We start from the raw sequence: 15,959 nt of genomic DNA on the forward strand, positions 1-15,959 counted from the left end.
ACCTCCTGTTACGGTGTCCATTTATATAGAATAATCTTATGATAGACTGGGTCAAAAATTTCAGCTGACGTAAATGTTTCTACCTTCTCTAGTCTCCCTCCAGGATCAAAGCCCTGGGAACGGAAGCCGTCCACAACACTGTTCGTTAAATAAATCGTCTTGCCTTTATATAACCTCTGATCGTGAAGGAAAATCTTATAGGTGTAGATTCGTTTATGCGGATAAGGCATTTTAATAAACTGCAAAACTCTTGTTTCTTCCCAAGTATAAAGAACGAATTCCTCTGGCTGCTCCTCCAGATAGTGTGCAAGCTGATAGACTGCTGGTTCGATTGCAGCCTGTTTTTTAATATAACTTGCAGAAATCATTGCCTGGGCAATGATAATGGTGACTACCAAAAGGCTGGCATACACCCCTGCCCTTTTTTTAAAAAAGACAGTCAGACCAACAAACAAGAGCAATAGCGCGAGCGGCAGTATATGCCTCGGCTTTTCAATATTCTGGGCGAAAAGTGCCCAAACAGCATATGCGAACAGCAGCAATACACCCAAATGATAGCTGCATTCCTTATAAACTTTACTTTTCGATGCTGGCAAAAAAATTAAGATGCCGATAACTATACATAATACCATCAAAACAGTTGTTCGTGAAAAGATTCCCCACCATAAAATGTTGGTAAAGAAGAATGCTTTCATCCTTGCCCAAATGGAAAGTTCATTGGATACCGAAGTGCCTCCCCATTCCTGAAAATGCCCTCTAGTAAATCCAAAAGCAAGCTCAAGGAAGTTAACAAGCCCACCTTCAGATATGACTAGTCCTCCAACCCAGATTAACTGGAACAATCCTGCGATGACCACATATTTGACCACACCGCCCAGGCCGATCTCCCTTTTTGCCCATTTTCTATATAAAAGGTATACAAGGCCGATTGCCATCGGAATATAGCTCAGCCTGATCCCCAATAGGACACTGAATAAAAACAGTGGAAGCAGCATCCATTTGTCAGCTGGCCTGGACTCTGCGGCTTTAATGCTCCAGAAATACCACCAAAAAGCAGCAAGCGCGGCACCCTCTGACATTGGCTGGTTCACAATGATCAGCGGATAACTGGCAGTATATATTGCAGCCGCGACAAGAAAAGCACTTACGCTGGTAACATATCTTTTTGCGAGTAAATATACAGGCAAAATCGAGCTGCCATAAACCAACACATTAAATAAAACCAATGCCTGATTTGGGGTATCTGCCAAAAAATTGACCAACATGCCACCAAAAATAAAGTATGGATAGCCGGGAAAATGCGGCTGCATCGCTCGTAGGTCATACCTGTCCATTGCCAGGGTATAGTCAACTTGGTCCCAGGAGGCTACGAATGGATTAAGTGAAATCAACTGGATTGTAAAAATGTAAAGAACCGCAAGCGAACTCAGTCCAAGAATGATTAATCTGTTCATTTTTTTAAAATTCATCATTTCCACCAACTAACTTCCAAGGGAATCGTTTTTACGTATGAAAAAAGTACAAGGAAATTCCCTGTACTTTTTTGGAGAGAGGATCGTAATGCCTCAAACTAACTGATTATTTAACTTGCGGGTTCAATACTACTTGTTTGTTCTCTGCACCTTTGTTTTCAACAGCCTTCACTTTCTTAGGGCTGCGTGATGAAGTCAGCAGGTAGATCGCCGCAAAGTATCCGATATACGCAATGACTTCTTCAATCGAAGGCATTGATGAGTATCCAAACAGAGCCTTCAGGAAGATGCCCACATCACCAGAGATAAGCGGTGCAACACCTGTATCACGGAGATAATGCGCATAATCAATCGGGTGTTCAGGCAATAGCCACGTTATATCGTAAACATGGTACATAACGCTGCCGATAATGTTCACATCCTGCATCATTGAAATTGCCTGTACAAGCAATCCAGCAGAAATCAGGATGATGAATGCACCTGTGATTTGGAAGAATGTTTTTAGCTTAACCTTCATCGTACCTTTAAAGAACATGTAAGAGACGCCAACAGCAATCAATGTACCAGTGATTGCTCCCCATCCCTGCATGGCAGCACCGATGTTACCACCTGTGATTGCCGCAAAGAAGAAGACCGTTTCAATACCTTCACGCAACACGACAAGGAATGAATGGATGACCATGCCGACAATGTTTCCTGTCGAGATGAACTTATTCATTTTTCCTTCCATGTTGCCTTTAAGATCCTTGCTATGGCTTGCCATCCAGAATACCATCTGTGTCAAGAGTACAGTAGACACAATCATGATTCCAATTTTCAAATAAATCTCACTGCCCATTGCCGCGAAGCCTGTGAAAACGACCTGGAACAGGATCGCTACCCCGATACTTGCCAGAACGGCAAGTCCGGCACCCAGCCAGACATACTTTGTATATTTTGGATTACCGGTTCTCTTTAAGTATGTTGTAATGATTCCGATGATTAATAACGCTTCCAATACTTCACGAAAAGTAATCAATAATGCTTGAACTTCCACTGTGATTCTCCCCTCTCCAAGGTGTCATCAATATTTATGAATTTCTTCTCTTAATTCCAATAGCGACAATCGCACCAATGACCACAACAATCAGGATCAAAGGAATCCAGTTACGGATATTCGAACGGTCTGTCCAGTCCTTTTTCCCAGGGCCCTCTTCTTCTTCTGTGTCTGTAAAATGGCCAACTTCCAGGCTTGGAAGATCGAATTCGTCTTGCAAGGTGTTCAGGATTTCTTCTTTCTTCTCTTTAAAAACTTCTATGTCAGAAGGTTTCTTCCCGACTCCAAAAAGTCCGGGATTCCCTAGTGCTTCCAGTGCAGCATCAAAGTCAGCCTTTATTGCTTTGTCTGTTTCAGGGTTACTTGCTTCAACCTTTGGCGAAAGCGCTTGATATGTAGCAAAACCTTTTGCCAGCAGCTTCTTTGATGTATCATACTCCTCAAAACTTTTTTCAATGCTTTCAAGCCTTCTTGCAACATTCAGCACGAGAAGTTTTTCCATATTCTCAATAGTTGCTTCTTTATCTTCTTCTTCCAAACTTTTCATGATAACTTCCCCTGGCTCTGTTCCCATATGCATATCGATTTCTTCTTTAACCGTTTCAAATAGGGATGTTGCAGCCGAGAAGTTTGGAGGGTCCTCATCCAGTTTCAACTGCATTTCCTTATAGACTTCTGCGACTTTCTCTTCATTTGGATCACCATATGAATAGGCATTCGCAGTCAAAGGAATGCTGTTAATGAGAATCAATATCAATGAAAAACAAAAAAATATGGCTTTTTTCATTTGCTGTTTCCCTCCTACAATGATAATGATAATGATTATCAATATGAATGTCAATCATATTTGACAACCGTCACTTTTTTGTCACTATTTTTACTGTTTTTAGCTTGGGATTGATCTACTCCAACTACCTCGGAGACAGGCCTGGACATTTCACGGTACACAGCCGGCACGACATTCGTCATATATTTCTTGAATGAAATGAACGATGTTCCAGTGGTCCTGACCCTGTATTTGATCGGCACTTCAAGCACCCTGAATCCTTTTCTGACCAGATTGAGTGTCAATACCTGTGCATAATTGTAATCATGGATAATTTCAGCATGCTCGAGCACTTTTCGTGAAAAAGCCCTCATCCCGGATTGGCCATCATACAGCCACTTTCTTAACAATAATGTTTGCAGGAAAGTGAAAAAATAATTCCCCATCCTGCGATGAAACTTCATTCCTTTTATTGTGCCCATAAAACGGGAACCCATTGTATAATCGGTTTCTCCATTTAGTATCGGCTTAACAATGTCTGGGATTTGCCATGCGGGATATTCGCCATCAGCATCAATCATAACGCCGACATCAGCCCCCATGCTAAAACATTCCTCAATGCCTTTTCTTACCGCGGCTCCCAGGCCGCGGTTTTTTTCAAAGCTAATGATGTGGTCAGCGCCAGCTTTTTTTGCCTCCAGGACAGTTCCGTCCGTTGAACCATCATCAATCACTAATACTTCCACGATATCAGCACCGGCGAAACTGCGTGGAATGTTTTCAATTACTTCACCAATTGATTCTTCTTCGTTGAAAGCCGGCAAAAATACGATTACTTTACTCAATTTAACTCTCATCCTTCTCTGCTTTTATTGCATCCATTAAAACTTTCCCTCTGCTGCTTGATGGATATGGCGCACCCATGAGATAGGAAATTGTCGGTGCCAGTGAAACCAAACTATGTTTTTCCTGGACTTTAACCCCACTGGCAATATGAGGTCCATGCATGAAAAATGGAACAAACCGTTCTCCTTCATCCAGATGCCCATGCCCGCCGATGCCATCAGCCTGTCCGTGGTCAGCACATACTACTAGTGTCGTGTTCTCCATTTTCCCTTCCGCTTCTAGCCATTGGACAAAGTCTTTAATCAGGACGTCAGCTTCTTCGATTTTTTCAATATAATCATCATAGAGGACGCCGCGGCTATGGCCAACCTGGTCAGTACCGATCATCTGGACAATGAATAAATCCGGATCCTGTTCATCCATGATTTTTCGTGCTCTCGCAAGCATGTTCGTGTCTGCCTTATCCTTATGCATGACAGCTGTAACTGTCTCGACATCACTGCCCATCGCATCAACGAGGTGCGCAATGCCAAGAAGTCTCCCTCTTTTACCCACTTTGCGAAGCGAGTCAAAGATTGTTTCTGTATTTACCCCAAGCTTATAGACCATATTTGATTTAATGCCATGCTCAAACGGATAGGTTCCAGTAAACATTGAACTAAAACAAACCACGGTCCTTGCAGGATACACTGTTTCCATATTCAAATACTCGGTACCATTTTCTTTTAACTGATCGAGAAATGGCGTATTTGCCTCATAAAAACGTTCTTTGCGCATTCCATCGATGACGATGACGATCACCTTATCTGACAGTCCATTGTCTGGTACTTTAGGACCCTCATCCTTCGTATAGCTGTCATACGCCTTAGGCTTCCAGTCAAACAAATATTTGTGAAGAATGAACGCAAAAAGCAGTATAAAACCATAAAACAAGACAATATCAAGCAATGGCACACTTGCGCCACCTGCTAATGCAGTGAATGACAGTTCCCAAACAGAGAGCAGCAGGAAAACTTTCGGGAGCTGCTCCTGGGCATTGCCGCTGGTTGAGTCACTATTCTTCAAAACAAGCTTCCAAAATCTCGTGAAGTTAAGCCATGAAGTACCAATCCTGAGGTGATAATAAAACGTGCCCCAGAAAAACACTGTAAAGAAAAAGTATAATCCAGCAGCGAAAAGCAGCAGGTTTATATTAAGTTCAGGCCAAACGATAATAAAAACGACAAGTGGAATCCACAAATAGTTTCTCAAAAACAGAGGAAAATCATAAACAAAATACATGATGAATAATGGCAGGACAGTTAAGAACGCGAGTAAAAACTCTGTAACCCCAGCTGTATTGCCCAAATCTCCGAGATGAAATAATACCATTGTGCCAACTGTAAAAATTGGCGTGAAAGGCTTCCCTTCATTAAGTAAATTCCAGCTTCGGGCCGCGAACTTTTCAAACTTTGAAGCACTTTTCATGATTCGTTGCCCCTTTCTCCAGTCCATTTTTTCAATAAATCCATCGGCACAGGATAAGCAATCAAGGCAATCCCTCCAACGATGAATGAAAATAAATATTTCAGTCCATGGGTAATCACCGCAGCTGTATACGCATTTTCTGCGGGTATCCCGTTAGCTCCCAATGCAAAAACCATTATGGCCTCATAGCTGGCAATTCCTCCAGGTGTAATTTGAAAAATCTGCCCCGCAACAGTAATACTGTTTACCCAGATAGCCTGTACGAAGCTGATTAAGTTGTCCCCATTCAATACAACCCCATATATCACTGCAGCTTCCAGCATCCAGCTAATTAAGGTCAACCCAATGATCCAGATTCCCTGCCAACCAGAGAAGGCAGTTTTCATTATAGATATTTGTCTGTCAAAAAAAGCCCTGAATTTAAAGTAAAGAATGATAGTGACTACAAATCCAAGTACTCCGAGCCATACAAGCATCTCGGCATTCAGGGGCAGCTCAAGAAAAGCTAAACCAGCCGATGCCATAGCAAAGAGGATTGCCGTATCCATCACCCGCAAGATAACCACTGAATTAAATGCTTCATGACCAGTAATACCAGGCTCCCTTGCTTTCATCACACCTATCCGCGCAAAATCTCCTGCTTTGATGGGCAGGAGGTGGTTCAGCAACAAGCTGTAAAATAGGCCGTACATGCAGGTAGTAAGGCGTACTCTATTGTTCAAATAAAACTTCCAGGCAAATCCTCTTGCCAAAAAAGCGAGGGAATAACTGCTGAAAATGAAGAATAGCACTCCAGGTTTCGTCAGGATGGATTTTATTTCAGCCAGAATCCTGTCTGCATCAAGATATAAAAACGTCATGATCAGAAATGCCGAGATCAGCAGGATGGCGGTTAGTTTCTTAAAGGAAGTCTTCATACTGCTCAGCCCATGCCACAGTTTCTGCAATTCCTTTTCTAAAGTCCATCTCTGGTTCATAGCCAAGCAATTCACGCGCCAGTGAAATATCCGCCCATGTCCTATCCACGTCTCCGGCACGATTTTCTTCACGCCTTAGTTTCATATCAGGATAGTAATGCTTGAGCTCGTCCAATAGCTGATCCATCGATATCGGCCTTCCAGAACCGATATTGATAATAGCGCTTTGCTGTAAATTTTGCAGTGCAAGGCCAATGCCATTCACAATGTCACTCACATATGTATAATCACGAGTACCACCCTGGCCAAAAACCGTAATCTCTTCCCTGCTTTTCAATTTCTTTATGAAATTGGCAATCGCCATATCTGGCCTTCCCCATGGACCGTATACGGTAAAGAACCTGAGGATTTTAACATCCATTCCATAAAGGTGGCCATACACATGGCAAAAGGATTCAGCAGCGTATTTTGATGCCGCATAGGGAGAAATAGGTTTGCCAGAAGCCATTTCCTCTTTAAATGGTGCATTTTTCATCATTCCATAAACTGAGGATGAAGAAGCAAAAATGACCTGCTTCACACCAGCCTGTCCCGCTCCTTCAAGTACGTTAACGGTTGCCTTTACATCATAATCTATGTATTCGAGAGGACGAAGGATTGAATATGCCACACCGGGCAATGCAGCGAGGTGCACAATCGCATCCGGGGAGATTTTTTTGATAATGTTTATGGTATCATCGCGGTTGAGAAGATCCTTAGGATAGAATTGAAAATCCCCTGCTTCTTTAATTACATCAAGATGCTGCTTTTTTCTCTCAACAGAATAATAGGGATGCAAATTATCGATGATCGCCACTTCATGCTGCTCCTTGAGCATCTTTATAGCAAAATGGCTTCCGATAAAACCCGCTCCCCCAGTGATCAATATTTTCACGATTACACCTCTTTCTTAGCACAAGCCAATTTTACCATAGTATTTACTTCTAAAAGTAAAAACAGAGCCGCATCGCTGCGGCTCTCCATTTTTTAAAGCAAACCATTTACTGCATTGATTACTGCTTCGCCTTTTGCTTTTGCATCTTCCGGCTTATTTTCCGCTATGGCATTATACCATGCCTCTGCATCTGCAAAGACAGCTTGTGTTTTTTCTTCACCTGATTTTTCAGTCATCTGGCCCTGAAGCATTTTCAAGAACATGTTACCTTCCATTGCACCTACTTTTGCCTCTACCGTATTGCCTTCAGCAAGCAACTTCGGAGCTTTTTCATAGTATCCCTTAATTTTACCTGCTACAGCTTTTGCGAATAAAGCATTTGTTTCTGCAGCTTTAATTGTAGCAGGATCAGTCGTGTTAAGTGTGAAAAGCTTATCTAACTGAGCAGCTGCTGCTTCATCACCACCGCCAAGTGATCCTTTGATCGCTTGATAGAAGCCCCAAGCCTCAGCCTGCATGATGGATAACTCTTTCGAATCTTTTCCTTCCTTTACTCCTGCTTCAATTTTCTCAGCATAAGATTTTGCTGCAAGATAGTAGCTTCTGTAGATAGACTTATCAGTTACTTGAAGGTAAACCTGGAAATCCTCAGCATTCCCAGCATTAAGGGCTTCTTCTTGTGCCGATAATCCAGAGTTGATGTTCTCGACAAGGCTTGCATCTCCGCTTAGCTCGTAGTACTTATCACGCTTTTCAGCTGTTGGAATGAAAATCTTTTCTGCCAGGTGCTTGATTTGTGCGAATGCAAGATTTGCATCTTCCTTCTTATCTTCATTTAGTGCCGCAACAGCTTCCTTTTGAAGTGCCTTTTGGTTCTGATAGAAATACGATTGAGTTGTCTTATCTGTCAATTGAACAGCGATAATCGGTTCCATTTCTCCGCTTTTTCCAGCAGTAAGTGCAGCCTGGATCGCCTGATCGAATTCAGGATTAAGTTCGGCTATATCCTTTTGAAGACCTGCTTCATATTTTTGTTGAACAGTATCCCAATTAACTTCCTGGCCTTCTTTTGCTTTTACGAGTTCAGTCATCATATCAGAATAAGCAGCAGCTTGTTTGGCCGCATCTGTATCTTCTACTTTGACTTCCTTGGTTTCTTCATTATTTTCCTTAGTTTCTTCAGTCTTACCTTCTGTTTCAGCCTGTTTGTTCTCTTCAGGCTTCTCTGTAGTTTCGTCTCCTCCGCAAGCTGCCAATACTGTGCTTGCCATTAAAAAACTTGCAAATATTGCTTTCAGATGCTTCTTCTTGTTCATCGTTGAAATCCCCCTATGTATGATTCATTTTATAAATGATAATGATTTTCATTGACAATTGTTATTATAGGCGAGAATGATTATCACTGTCAACGAACTTTGTAAGAAAACTTTGACAAACTTGTGAAAAGTTATTTTTCCTCATTTAGACTAAACTCATTCAAAAACTGTAATCTTGAATAGAATTCCAAGGGGGCAATTAGAACGTTCTTTAATAACTGAAACTGTTATGAAAAGCTATCTGGTTAAACATTTTTAGGGGGATTTATAAATGTTGTCAACGGCATTTTAGTATGTTTTTTCTTTCTCATTACAATAAAAAACCCGCCTTCCGAGAAGGCGGGTTTTTTGCATTCATCTTAGATATGCTGTTGCAGGCGGCCTGCAAGTGCTTCTTTTGGTTGGAAACCGACTACTTTGTCAACTGGTTGACCATCTTTAAGGATAAGTAGTGTAGGGATGCTCATGATGCCGTATTGTGCAGCAGTTTGCTGATTGTCGTCAACATCAAGCTTCACGATCTTTACTTTGTCGCCCATTTCTGAATCTAGTTCTTCAAGCACAGGAGCGATCATCTTACAAGGTCCGCACCAAGGTGCCCAAAAGTCAACAAGCACTAGGCCTGATCCTGTTTCGTTAGCAAAAGTTGCGTCAGTAGCATGTGTAATAGCCATTTAAATGCCTCCTAAATAAATCTGAATACTAACGTCAGTATATCATCGTTTACCAATTGATGCTATTTATCTGCTCTTGTTGTAATTTACCCTTTTCGCATGTGGATATTCCATTAAGTTTGTATTTAAAGACAAAAAAAACGGACGAGTGTGACGTCCGTTTTTTTGGAATTACCTATAATTAAGCGTTGACTTTAAGCTTCTTGAATTCTTCAGTAAGCATCGGAATAACTTCGAATAAATCGCCAACAATACCGTAGTCTGCGACTTTAAAGATATTTGCTTCTGGATCTTTGTTAATTGCTACGATGACCTTAGAGTTGGACATACCTGCAAGGTGCTGAATTGCTCCAGAAATACCGGCAGCGATATATAAGTCTGGAGTTACGACTTTACCTGTCTGGCCGATTTGCAATGAGTAGTCACAGTAGTCAGCGTCACATGCACCACGAGAAGCCCCTACAGCTCCGCCTAGAACGTCAGCAAGTTCCTTAAGAGGCTCAAAGCCTTCTTCACTCTTTACACCGCGTCCGCCTGCTACAACAACTTTGGCTTCGGAAAGGTCTACACCTTCAGTTGCCTTACGGACAACGTCCTTGATGATTGTTCTCAGGTCTTTGATTTCTGCAGAAACAGTTGAAACCTCTCCAGATTTACCTGCATCCTTTTCTAGTGGAGCGATGTTGTTTGGACGGATTGTCGCAAACACTAGTCCATCGGTAACAATCTTCTTTTCGAAGGCTTTACCAGAATAGATTGGACGAGTAAAAACAAGATTACCGCCTGCTTCCTCGACTGCTACAGCATCAGAAATCAGGCCTGAACCCAATTTGCTAGCGATTTTAGGAGCAAGGTCTTTTCCAAGTGATGTATGTCCAAAAATGATTCCTTCTGGGTTTTCCTGTTCAATAACAGCCATTAAAGCTTGTGAATACCCGTCTGGTGTATATTGTGAAAGCTTGGCATCTTCTACTGCTACAACTTTGTCAGCACCATACTGGTATAGGTCGTTACCTAATGAATTTACAGACTCTCCGATCAATACTCCAACTACTTCTCCGCCCTCAGCAACTGTTTTTGCAGCTGCAATCGCTTCGAAAGAAACGTTTCTAAGTTGTCCGTCACGTGCTTCTCCCAATACTAATACTTTTCTCGCCATTTGATTTACCTCCTGCGTATTTATTCTTCCTATATGTCTTAAACGACTTTTGCTTCAGTATGAAGCAGGTTGACAAGTTCCTTAACCTGGTCGGCTAAATCGCCTTGAAGGACTTTTCCTGCCTCTTTTTGCGGAGGAAGATAAATTTCAATTGTCTTTGTCTTAGCTTCTACATCGTCCTCATCCAGATCAAGATCATCAAGCTCAAGCTCATCAAGAGGCTTTTTCTTTGCTTTCATGATTCCTGGAAGAGATGGATAGCGAGGCTCATTCAGACCTTGCTGTGCAGTTACAAGAACAGGAAGGCTTGTCTCAATGACTTCTGAATCCCCTTCTACGTCTCTAGTAATAGTAGCAGTAGTTCCATTGATTTCTAGTTTCGTGATGGTTGTTACATAAGGCATACCAAGTTGTTCCGCAACACGAGGTCCTACCTGGCCTGATCCGCCATCGATTGCGACATTTCCGCCAAGGATCAAGTCAGCTTCTTTATCCTTTAGGTATTCAGCAAGGATTTTTGCAGTTGTGAACTGGTCACCGTCTTCAACGTCATCCTCGATATTGATCAGTACTGCTTTGTCCGCTCCCATGGCTAACGCTGTACGAAGTTGCTTCTCTGTTTCTTCATTACCTACAGAAACTACAGTAACCTCTCCGCCGTGAGCGTCCCTTACCTGGATCGCTTCCTCAATCGCATACTCATCATAAGGATTGATGATGAACTCAGCGCCATCTTCATTGATTTTGCCGTTTGCGATCGTGATTTTTTCTTCTGTATCGAATGTCCTTTTCATTAGAACGTAGATATTCATTTGTTCCCCTCCTAAGTATTCAAACATTTTAGCTGTTCTAAAGATTAGAAAAATTTATGCTAAAAAAATTTTATTGCTAAAAGGTTTGCTTATCTGCCTTTAAAATCAGGCGACCTTTTTTCCAGGAATGCCTGGATTCCCTCTTGGCCGTCCTCAGACAAGAAGACATCGCCAAAGTACTTGGCTTCTTCCTTAACTCCCTTGTAAAAGGACTCATGCTTGGAATAATTCAATAGTTTAATAGCTGCCCCCAGGGAAACTGGACTCTTCTTCGCAATTTTCCCAGCAAGCTTGTATGCGTTTTCAAGCAACTGCTCTTCTGGGTAAGCATGGTTGGCCAATCCATACTGGACAGCTTCCACACCTGTGATCGGGTCGCTCGTAAACAGCATTTCGGCCGCTCTTGCAACACCTACATATCTTGGCAGACGCTGGCTGCCTGCAAACCCAGGAATCAATCCAAGCTGCAGCTCTGGCAATCCCAATTTCGCATTCTCAGCTACCAGGCGGAAATGGCATGCCATTGCAAGCTCCAGTCCGCCGCCCAATGCCGCGCCGTGGATGGCAGCGATTATAGGCTTTGGAAAATGCTCCATGCGCTCGAAAAGGTCCTGGCCATACTCAGCGAGTTTGGCAAAATCTTCTCCTGTTTTAATTGTAGTGAATTCCTTGATATCTGCTCCTGCTGAGAAGAACCTTCCTTCACCATGAATCAGGACTACCCTGATTTCTTCATTTCCCTCGATTTCATCAAGGACTGCTGATAATTCCTTCAACAGGCCAGAAGCGAGGGCATTTGCTGGTGGACGGGCTATCGTAATCGTAGCGATCCTGTCCTCCGCAGACCATTTGAGATACTCCACATTTTCCCCTCCTTTTACATGAAGGCTTGCTTCGCATTTAGGCTTAACGGCTTATTGCGAAGCGGCCTTTTCACACTGCCTTTTCCTCTTTTCCAGGCATTTCAAAGCTTCGGAAATTAAGGAGAGGCGTAATTAAAGGACCGGTTTGGTGTCCTGGTAACCGCAGCCGTTGATCAGCAGCTGGTGTACCGCTTTAGCCAGGTCAGTAAGACTGTATTTCTGTTCATTCATGACCCATGAAGTCGCAGTTTCATCTACTGTACCAAAAATCATCTGCCTTGCAAGACGCAAATCCAGGGAGCTTGAAAACTCTCCATTCTCTATGCCTTCCAAAATGATTTTGTCGATCAGCATTAAGTAGCCCTTAAGGACCTCGTTGATTTTATGACGGAGATCCTTATTTGACTGCCTTAGCTCCAGCTGGGTTACAATTGCAAGATGCCGGTCATCTGAAAGAATCTTGAAATGCGTTTCGACCAACATATATAATTTCTCTGTTGCTGTTTGTTTTCCTGCAATTTTTTCTTCAATACTTCCCACGAAGTAACCCATTTTCTCCTGGAACAGAGAAATCAGTATGTCTTCCTTATTCTTGAAATACAAATAAATGGTCCCATCAGCCACTCCAGCCTGCTTTGCTATTTTAGACACCTGCGCCTGGTGGTAGCCGTTTTCTGCGATAATGACCACTGCTGCGTCAATTATTTGCATATATTTCGGCCTGTTTTTCTTCATTTCTTTCACTCCCGCTCCAGGAAAAGCACAAGCATTAAATGCTACAGTGGCACACTCCCGTTTACGAATTTTTGTCTGCAATCCTTTTTACTGAATGAATCGTCATTCATATTTTTATAATAGTATTCACTCACATTTCTGTCAAGGAAATGTGTTTCGGTTGGACAACCCTTCTTCATCAAAAAGAAAGAGCCGATTGAGGAGCCGGCTTCAAAATTAAGCTCTCTTCTGTTCATCTTCCTGTCTTTTCGCTTTTTCTTCATCAACTAATGCTCTTCTGAGAATTTTACCTACAGCAGTTTTAGGAAGTTCTTTCCTGAATTCAAATAATCTCGGCACCTTATATGCAGCAAGATGTTTGCGGCAATATTCATTCAGTTCTTCTTCTGTCGCTTGTGCACCCTCTTTAAGAACAATATATACTTTTACCGTTTCACCTCGGTAAGGATCTGGGATTCCTGCGGCCACAACCTCCTGGATCGCTGGGTGTTCATATAGGACTTCTTCAATTTCCCGTGGATAAATATTGAAGCCTCCGGCAATGATCATGTCTTTCTTCCGGTCGACAATATAGAAATATCCTTCCTCATCCATATACCCAAGGTCTCCAGTGAGCAACCATCCATCTTTAAGTGTTTGCTCTGTTTCTTCGGGCCTGTTCCAATATCCCTTCATTACTTGCGGGCCTTTGACAGCTATTTCTCCGATTTCACCCGGTGGCAGCGGTTCACCCGTTTCCATTGATAGGATGATTGAATCTGTATCAGGCCATGGTACTCCGATACTGCCTTTCACCCGTTTTTTATCCCAGAGGAAATTCGCATGAGTGACTGGCGACGATTCTGTAAGGCCATAACCTTCAACGAGCTTGCCTCCTGTTATCTCTTCGAACTTCTCCTGGACCTCGGCAGGCAGAGGAGCTGAGCCGCTTATGCAGGAATCGATGGAAGACAGGTCATATTTTTTCAGGTCAGGGTGGTTCAGCAAACCGATATAAATCGTTGGTGCTCCTGGAAACAATGTAGGCTTCTGCTTCTGGATTGTCTTTAGTGTTGTTTCAGGGTCGAATTTTGGCAATAGGACCATTTTAGAACCTTGCATTACGGATAGAATCAATACAGCTGTCATGCCATAAACATGGAAAAACGGCAGGATTCCAAGGACTGTTTCTTCACCCTCTTTGCATTTATACAGCCACGCATTGCTCATCGCTGCATTCGCAATCAGGTTTTTATGAGTCAGCATAACCCCTTTCGGAAACCCTGTTGTTCCGCCAGTATATTGTAATAAAGCCAAGTCTTCTTCAAAATCATAATCGTATTCTTTAATTTTACCGGCAGGCTGTTTCATAATTTCAGTGAAAAGGTGATTCTGGCCTTCATGCTTCACATTTACGATGATGCCATACTGTTTTTTCTGGATGAATGGATAGACAAGATTTTTCGGGAAAGGAAGATAGTCCTTGATAGCGGTTACAATTACATTCTCTAAATCCGTGTTTGCGATGACCTTGGAGACCCTTGGGAATAGGATGTCGAGCGTGATTATTGCCTTAGCACCAGAGTCCTTCATCTGGTATTCAAGCTCCCGTTCCATATACAGAGGGTTGGTTTGAACAACAATTCCCCCGGCCATCAGGATTGCATAGTAACTGATGATAGACTGAGGAGTATTCGGGAGCATGATCGCAACCCTGTCCCCTTTTTCAATTCCCAGGTCCTGCAAATAGGCAGCCAGTTTTTTCGCATAGTTGTAGACTTGCTTATACGTCAGCTCTTTGCCCATAAAGTGGATTCCCACCTTATCAGGGTATTTCTCAGCAGTCTGCTTCAAATAGTCCTGGACCGTTGCTTGCTGAAGATCCAAATGAGCAGGTATTTCCGGAGGATATTGCGACAGCCACGGCTTTTCTACTTCCATATTGTTGCCCCCTTATTTAAATTTTTTGAAAATTCTATCTCCCATTATAATATAATGGTCTTTTTATGACAATTAGAATAGTTTTTTGGTGGTTTATAGGGACAAACTCCCATATGCCTTACCTGTGTCTTATCCTTTCTTTCTTTTTAGATAAAAACAAATCGCTAACAAGGCGGTTTTCTAGTTTTTAAACAAAAGCTCTGTTGTTATCAATTTTGGTGTAGGTATTTGAATTCATAAAAGGAGAATTTCCGGCTATTGTACAAAATAGCGCTTATGAAGCAGAAATTAGCGGAGATATTCCGGTTAAGTGCTATAAAAAATTCAAAATTAAACGATTTGGAGTAAATAAACGGAAAAACTCCCCTTATTTTTAATGAAATAAGGGGAGTTTCCAATTTAAACGGGATTTTTCCGATTATTTTTCAAATACTGTGAAATCAACCATCAGTGATATCAGATCCTATACAAAAAACATCATATAGACAATGCCGACTAACAGGAATACTCCACATAGAATCAGCAATATTTTAGCCAGTTTTTCCACTCTTTTTAGATCCCCCTGTTAAATTCCTGCTCCGATGATATAAGACAGGCCGATAGAAATGACCATGGATATCAGGCCTACTGCGCGGTTGTCGTTCTCTATTTCTTTATCAATGTTGAACTTTGGTGTCAGGAACTCAAAAATAAAGTATCCAATCAAAAGCAAGACGAAGCCGAAAACTCCCCAGCTGATCATCGTGAGCAGTGAGTCATGCTGATTGATGGAATAGCGGAATATATTGGCTACACCGAAGATTTTCCCGCCGGTGGCCATCGCAACGGAAATATTCCCTTTTTTGATTTCTTCCCAGTTGCGGTATTTTGTCACCAGTTCAAAAACAGCCAGAAATACGACGATGCAGAGAATCGAGACACTATAATAACCAGCTGTAACTATATATTCATTTTCCCAAAAATGATCCATATCCATTCTCCCTGAAAAGATTTTACCCCACTGCCTATTATAAAGTGTTGTGACGGGGATTTACATTGTTTT

General features: G+C 42.2%; 15 protein-coding genes. All 15 read right to left on the reverse strand.

The window, feature by feature from the left end:
• Positions 1–8 precede the first annotated feature (8 nt).
• The 15 genes from CD004_RS16695 to CD004_RS16770 all read right to left on the reverse strand — a co-directional run bounded on the left by CD004_RS16695 (position 9) and on the right by CD004_RS16770 (position 15,887).
• Positions 9–1,478 carry a glycosyltransferase family protein gene (locus CD004_RS16695; protein WP_102263791.1) on the reverse strand — a complete coding sequence of 490 codons (1,470 nt, stop codon included), beginning with the start codon at positions 1,476–1,478 and terminating at the stop codon, positions 9–11.
• A gap of 100 nt (positions 1,479–1,578) precedes the next feature.
• The gene (locus CD004_RS16700; protein WP_102263792.1) at positions 1,579–2,508 is read right to left on the reverse strand and encodes an FTR1 family iron permease; all 930 of its coding nucleotides are present in this window, start codon (positions 2,506–2,508) and stop codon (positions 1,579–1,581) included.
• Positions 2,509–2,542: 34 nt separating this feature from the next.
• Positions 2,543–3,295, reverse strand: coding sequence for a hypothetical protein (locus tag CD004_RS16705; RefSeq protein ID WP_102263793.1), 753 nt, complete (start codon positions 3,293–3,295; stop codon positions 2,543–2,545).
• A gap of 50 nt (positions 3,296–3,345) precedes the next feature.
• On the reverse strand, positions 3,346–4,131 hold the full coding sequence (locus CD004_RS16710; RefSeq protein WP_102263794.1) for a glycosyltransferase family 2 protein: 786 nt from the start codon (positions 4,129–4,131) through the stop codon (positions 3,346–3,348).
• Positions 4,121–5,587: an alkaline phosphatase family protein gene (locus tag CD004_RS16715; RefSeq protein ID WP_102263795.1), complete on the reverse strand. Its 1,467-nt coding sequence runs from the start codon at positions 5,585–5,587 to the stop codon at positions 4,121–4,123. Before CD004_RS16715 ends, CD004_RS16710 begins: the two co-directional genes overlap by 11 nt.
• On the reverse strand, positions 5,584–6,504 hold the full coding sequence (locus CD004_RS16720; protein WP_158651579.1) for a lysylphosphatidylglycerol synthase transmembrane domain-containing protein: 921 nt from the start codon (positions 6,502–6,504) through the stop codon (positions 5,584–5,586). Before CD004_RS16720 ends, CD004_RS16715 begins: the two co-directional genes overlap by 4 nt.
• On the reverse strand, positions 6,488–7,438 hold the full coding sequence (locus tag CD004_RS16725) for an NAD-dependent epimerase/dehydratase family protein (protein WP_102263797.1): 951 nt from the start codon (positions 7,436–7,438) through the stop codon (positions 6,488–6,490). Before CD004_RS16725 ends, CD004_RS16720 begins: the two co-directional genes overlap by 17 nt.
• A 92-nt stretch (positions 7,439–7,530) precedes the next feature.
• The gene (locus tag CD004_RS16730) at positions 7,531–8,754 is read right to left on the reverse strand and encodes a hypothetical protein (protein ID WP_102263798.1); all 1,224 of its coding nucleotides are present in this window, start codon (positions 8,752–8,754) and stop codon (positions 7,531–7,533) included.
• Between the two features lie 359 nt (positions 8,755–9,113).
• Positions 9,114–9,428: a thioredoxin gene (gene trxA / locus CD004_RS16735; RefSeq protein ID WP_102263799.1), complete on the reverse strand. Its 315-nt coding sequence runs from the start codon at positions 9,426–9,428 to the stop codon at positions 9,114–9,116.
• 181 nt (positions 9,429–9,609) lie between these two features.
• Positions 9,610–10,587 (reverse strand): electron transfer flavoprotein subunit alpha/FixB family protein, encoded by a 978-nt coding sequence (locus CD004_RS16740; protein WP_102263800.1) that lies wholly within the window; start codon positions 10,585–10,587, stop codon positions 9,610–9,612.
• Between the two features lie 38 nt (positions 10,588–10,625).
• On the reverse strand, positions 10,626–11,399 hold the full coding sequence (locus CD004_RS16745) for an electron transfer flavoprotein subunit beta/FixA family protein (RefSeq protein WP_102263801.1): 774 nt from the start codon (positions 11,397–11,399) through the stop codon (positions 10,626–10,628).
• Between the two features lie 89 nt (positions 11,400–11,488).
• A complete protein-coding gene (locus tag CD004_RS16750) occupies positions 11,489–12,262 on the reverse strand; it encodes an enoyl-CoA hydratase (protein ID WP_102263802.1) in 774 nt (257 codons plus the stop codon).
• Positions 12,263–12,394: 132 nt separating this feature from the next.
• The gene (locus tag CD004_RS16755; protein WP_102263803.1) at positions 12,395–12,997 is read right to left on the reverse strand and encodes a fatty acid metabolism transcriptional regulator FadR; all 603 of its coding nucleotides are present in this window, start codon (positions 12,995–12,997) and stop codon (positions 12,395–12,397) included.
• A 216-nt stretch (positions 12,998–13,213) separates the two neighbouring features.
• Positions 13,214–14,917 (reverse strand): long-chain-fatty-acid--CoA ligase, encoded by a 1,704-nt coding sequence (locus CD004_RS16765; RefSeq protein WP_102263805.1) that lies wholly within the window; start codon positions 14,915–14,917, stop codon positions 13,214–13,216.
• Between the two features lie 565 nt (positions 14,918–15,482).
• On the reverse strand, positions 15,483–15,887 hold the full coding sequence (locus tag CD004_RS16770; RefSeq protein ID WP_102263806.1) for a DUF350 domain-containing protein: 405 nt from the start codon (positions 15,885–15,887) through the stop codon (positions 15,483–15,485).
• Positions 15,888–15,959: the final 72 nt, after the last annotated feature.

This window comes from Mesobacillus jeotgali, assembly GCF_002874535.1.
GTDB classification, from domain to species: Bacteria; Bacillota; Bacilli; order Bacillales; family Cytobacillaceae; genus Mesobacillus; species Mesobacillus jeotgali.

Excerpts from the sequence above, each read along its gene's own strand:
- CD004_RS16705 (WP_102263793.1), bottom strand. The coding sequence starts at position 3,295 with ATGAAAAAAGCCATATTTTTTTGTTTTTCATTGATATTGATTCTCATT.
- CD004_RS16710 (WP_102263794.1), bottom strand. The coding sequence starts at position 4,131 with ATGAGAGTTAAATTGAGTAAAGTAATCGTATTTTTGCCGGCTTTCAAC.
- CD004_RS16715 (WP_102263795.1), bottom strand. The coding sequence starts at position 5,587 with ATGAAAAGTGCTTCAAAGTTTGAAAAGTTCGCGGCCCGAAGCTGGAAT.
- CD004_RS16720 (WP_158651579.1), bottom strand. The coding sequence starts at position 6,504 with ATGAAGACTTCCTTTAAGAAACTAACCGCCATCCTGCTGATCTCGGCA.
- CD004_RS16730 (WP_102263798.1), bottom strand. The coding sequence starts at position 8,754 with ATGAACAAGAAGAAGCATCTGAAAGCAATATTTGCAAGTTTTTTAATG.
- trxA (WP_102263799.1), bottom strand. The coding sequence starts at position 9,428 with ATGGCTATTACACATGCTACTGACGCAACTTTTGCTAACGAAACAGGA.
- CD004_RS16740 (WP_102263800.1), bottom strand. The coding sequence starts at position 10,587 with ATGGCGAGAAAAGTATTAGTATTGGGAGAAGCACGTGACGGACAACTT.
- CD004_RS16745 (WP_102263801.1), bottom strand. The coding sequence starts at position 11,399 with ATGAATATCTACGTTCTAATGAAAAGGACATTCGATACAGAAGAAAAA.
- CD004_RS16755 (WP_102263803.1), bottom strand. The coding sequence starts at position 12,997 with ATGAAGAAAAACAGGCCGAAATATATGCAAATAATTGACGCAGCAGTG.
- CD004_RS16765 (WP_102263805.1), bottom strand. The coding sequence starts at position 14,917 with ATGGAAGTAGAAAAGCCGTGGCTGTCGCAATATCCTCCGGAAATACCT.
- CD004_RS16770 (WP_102263806.1), bottom strand. The coding sequence starts at position 15,887 with ATGGATCATTTTTGGGAAAATGAATATATAGTTACAGCTGGTTATTAT.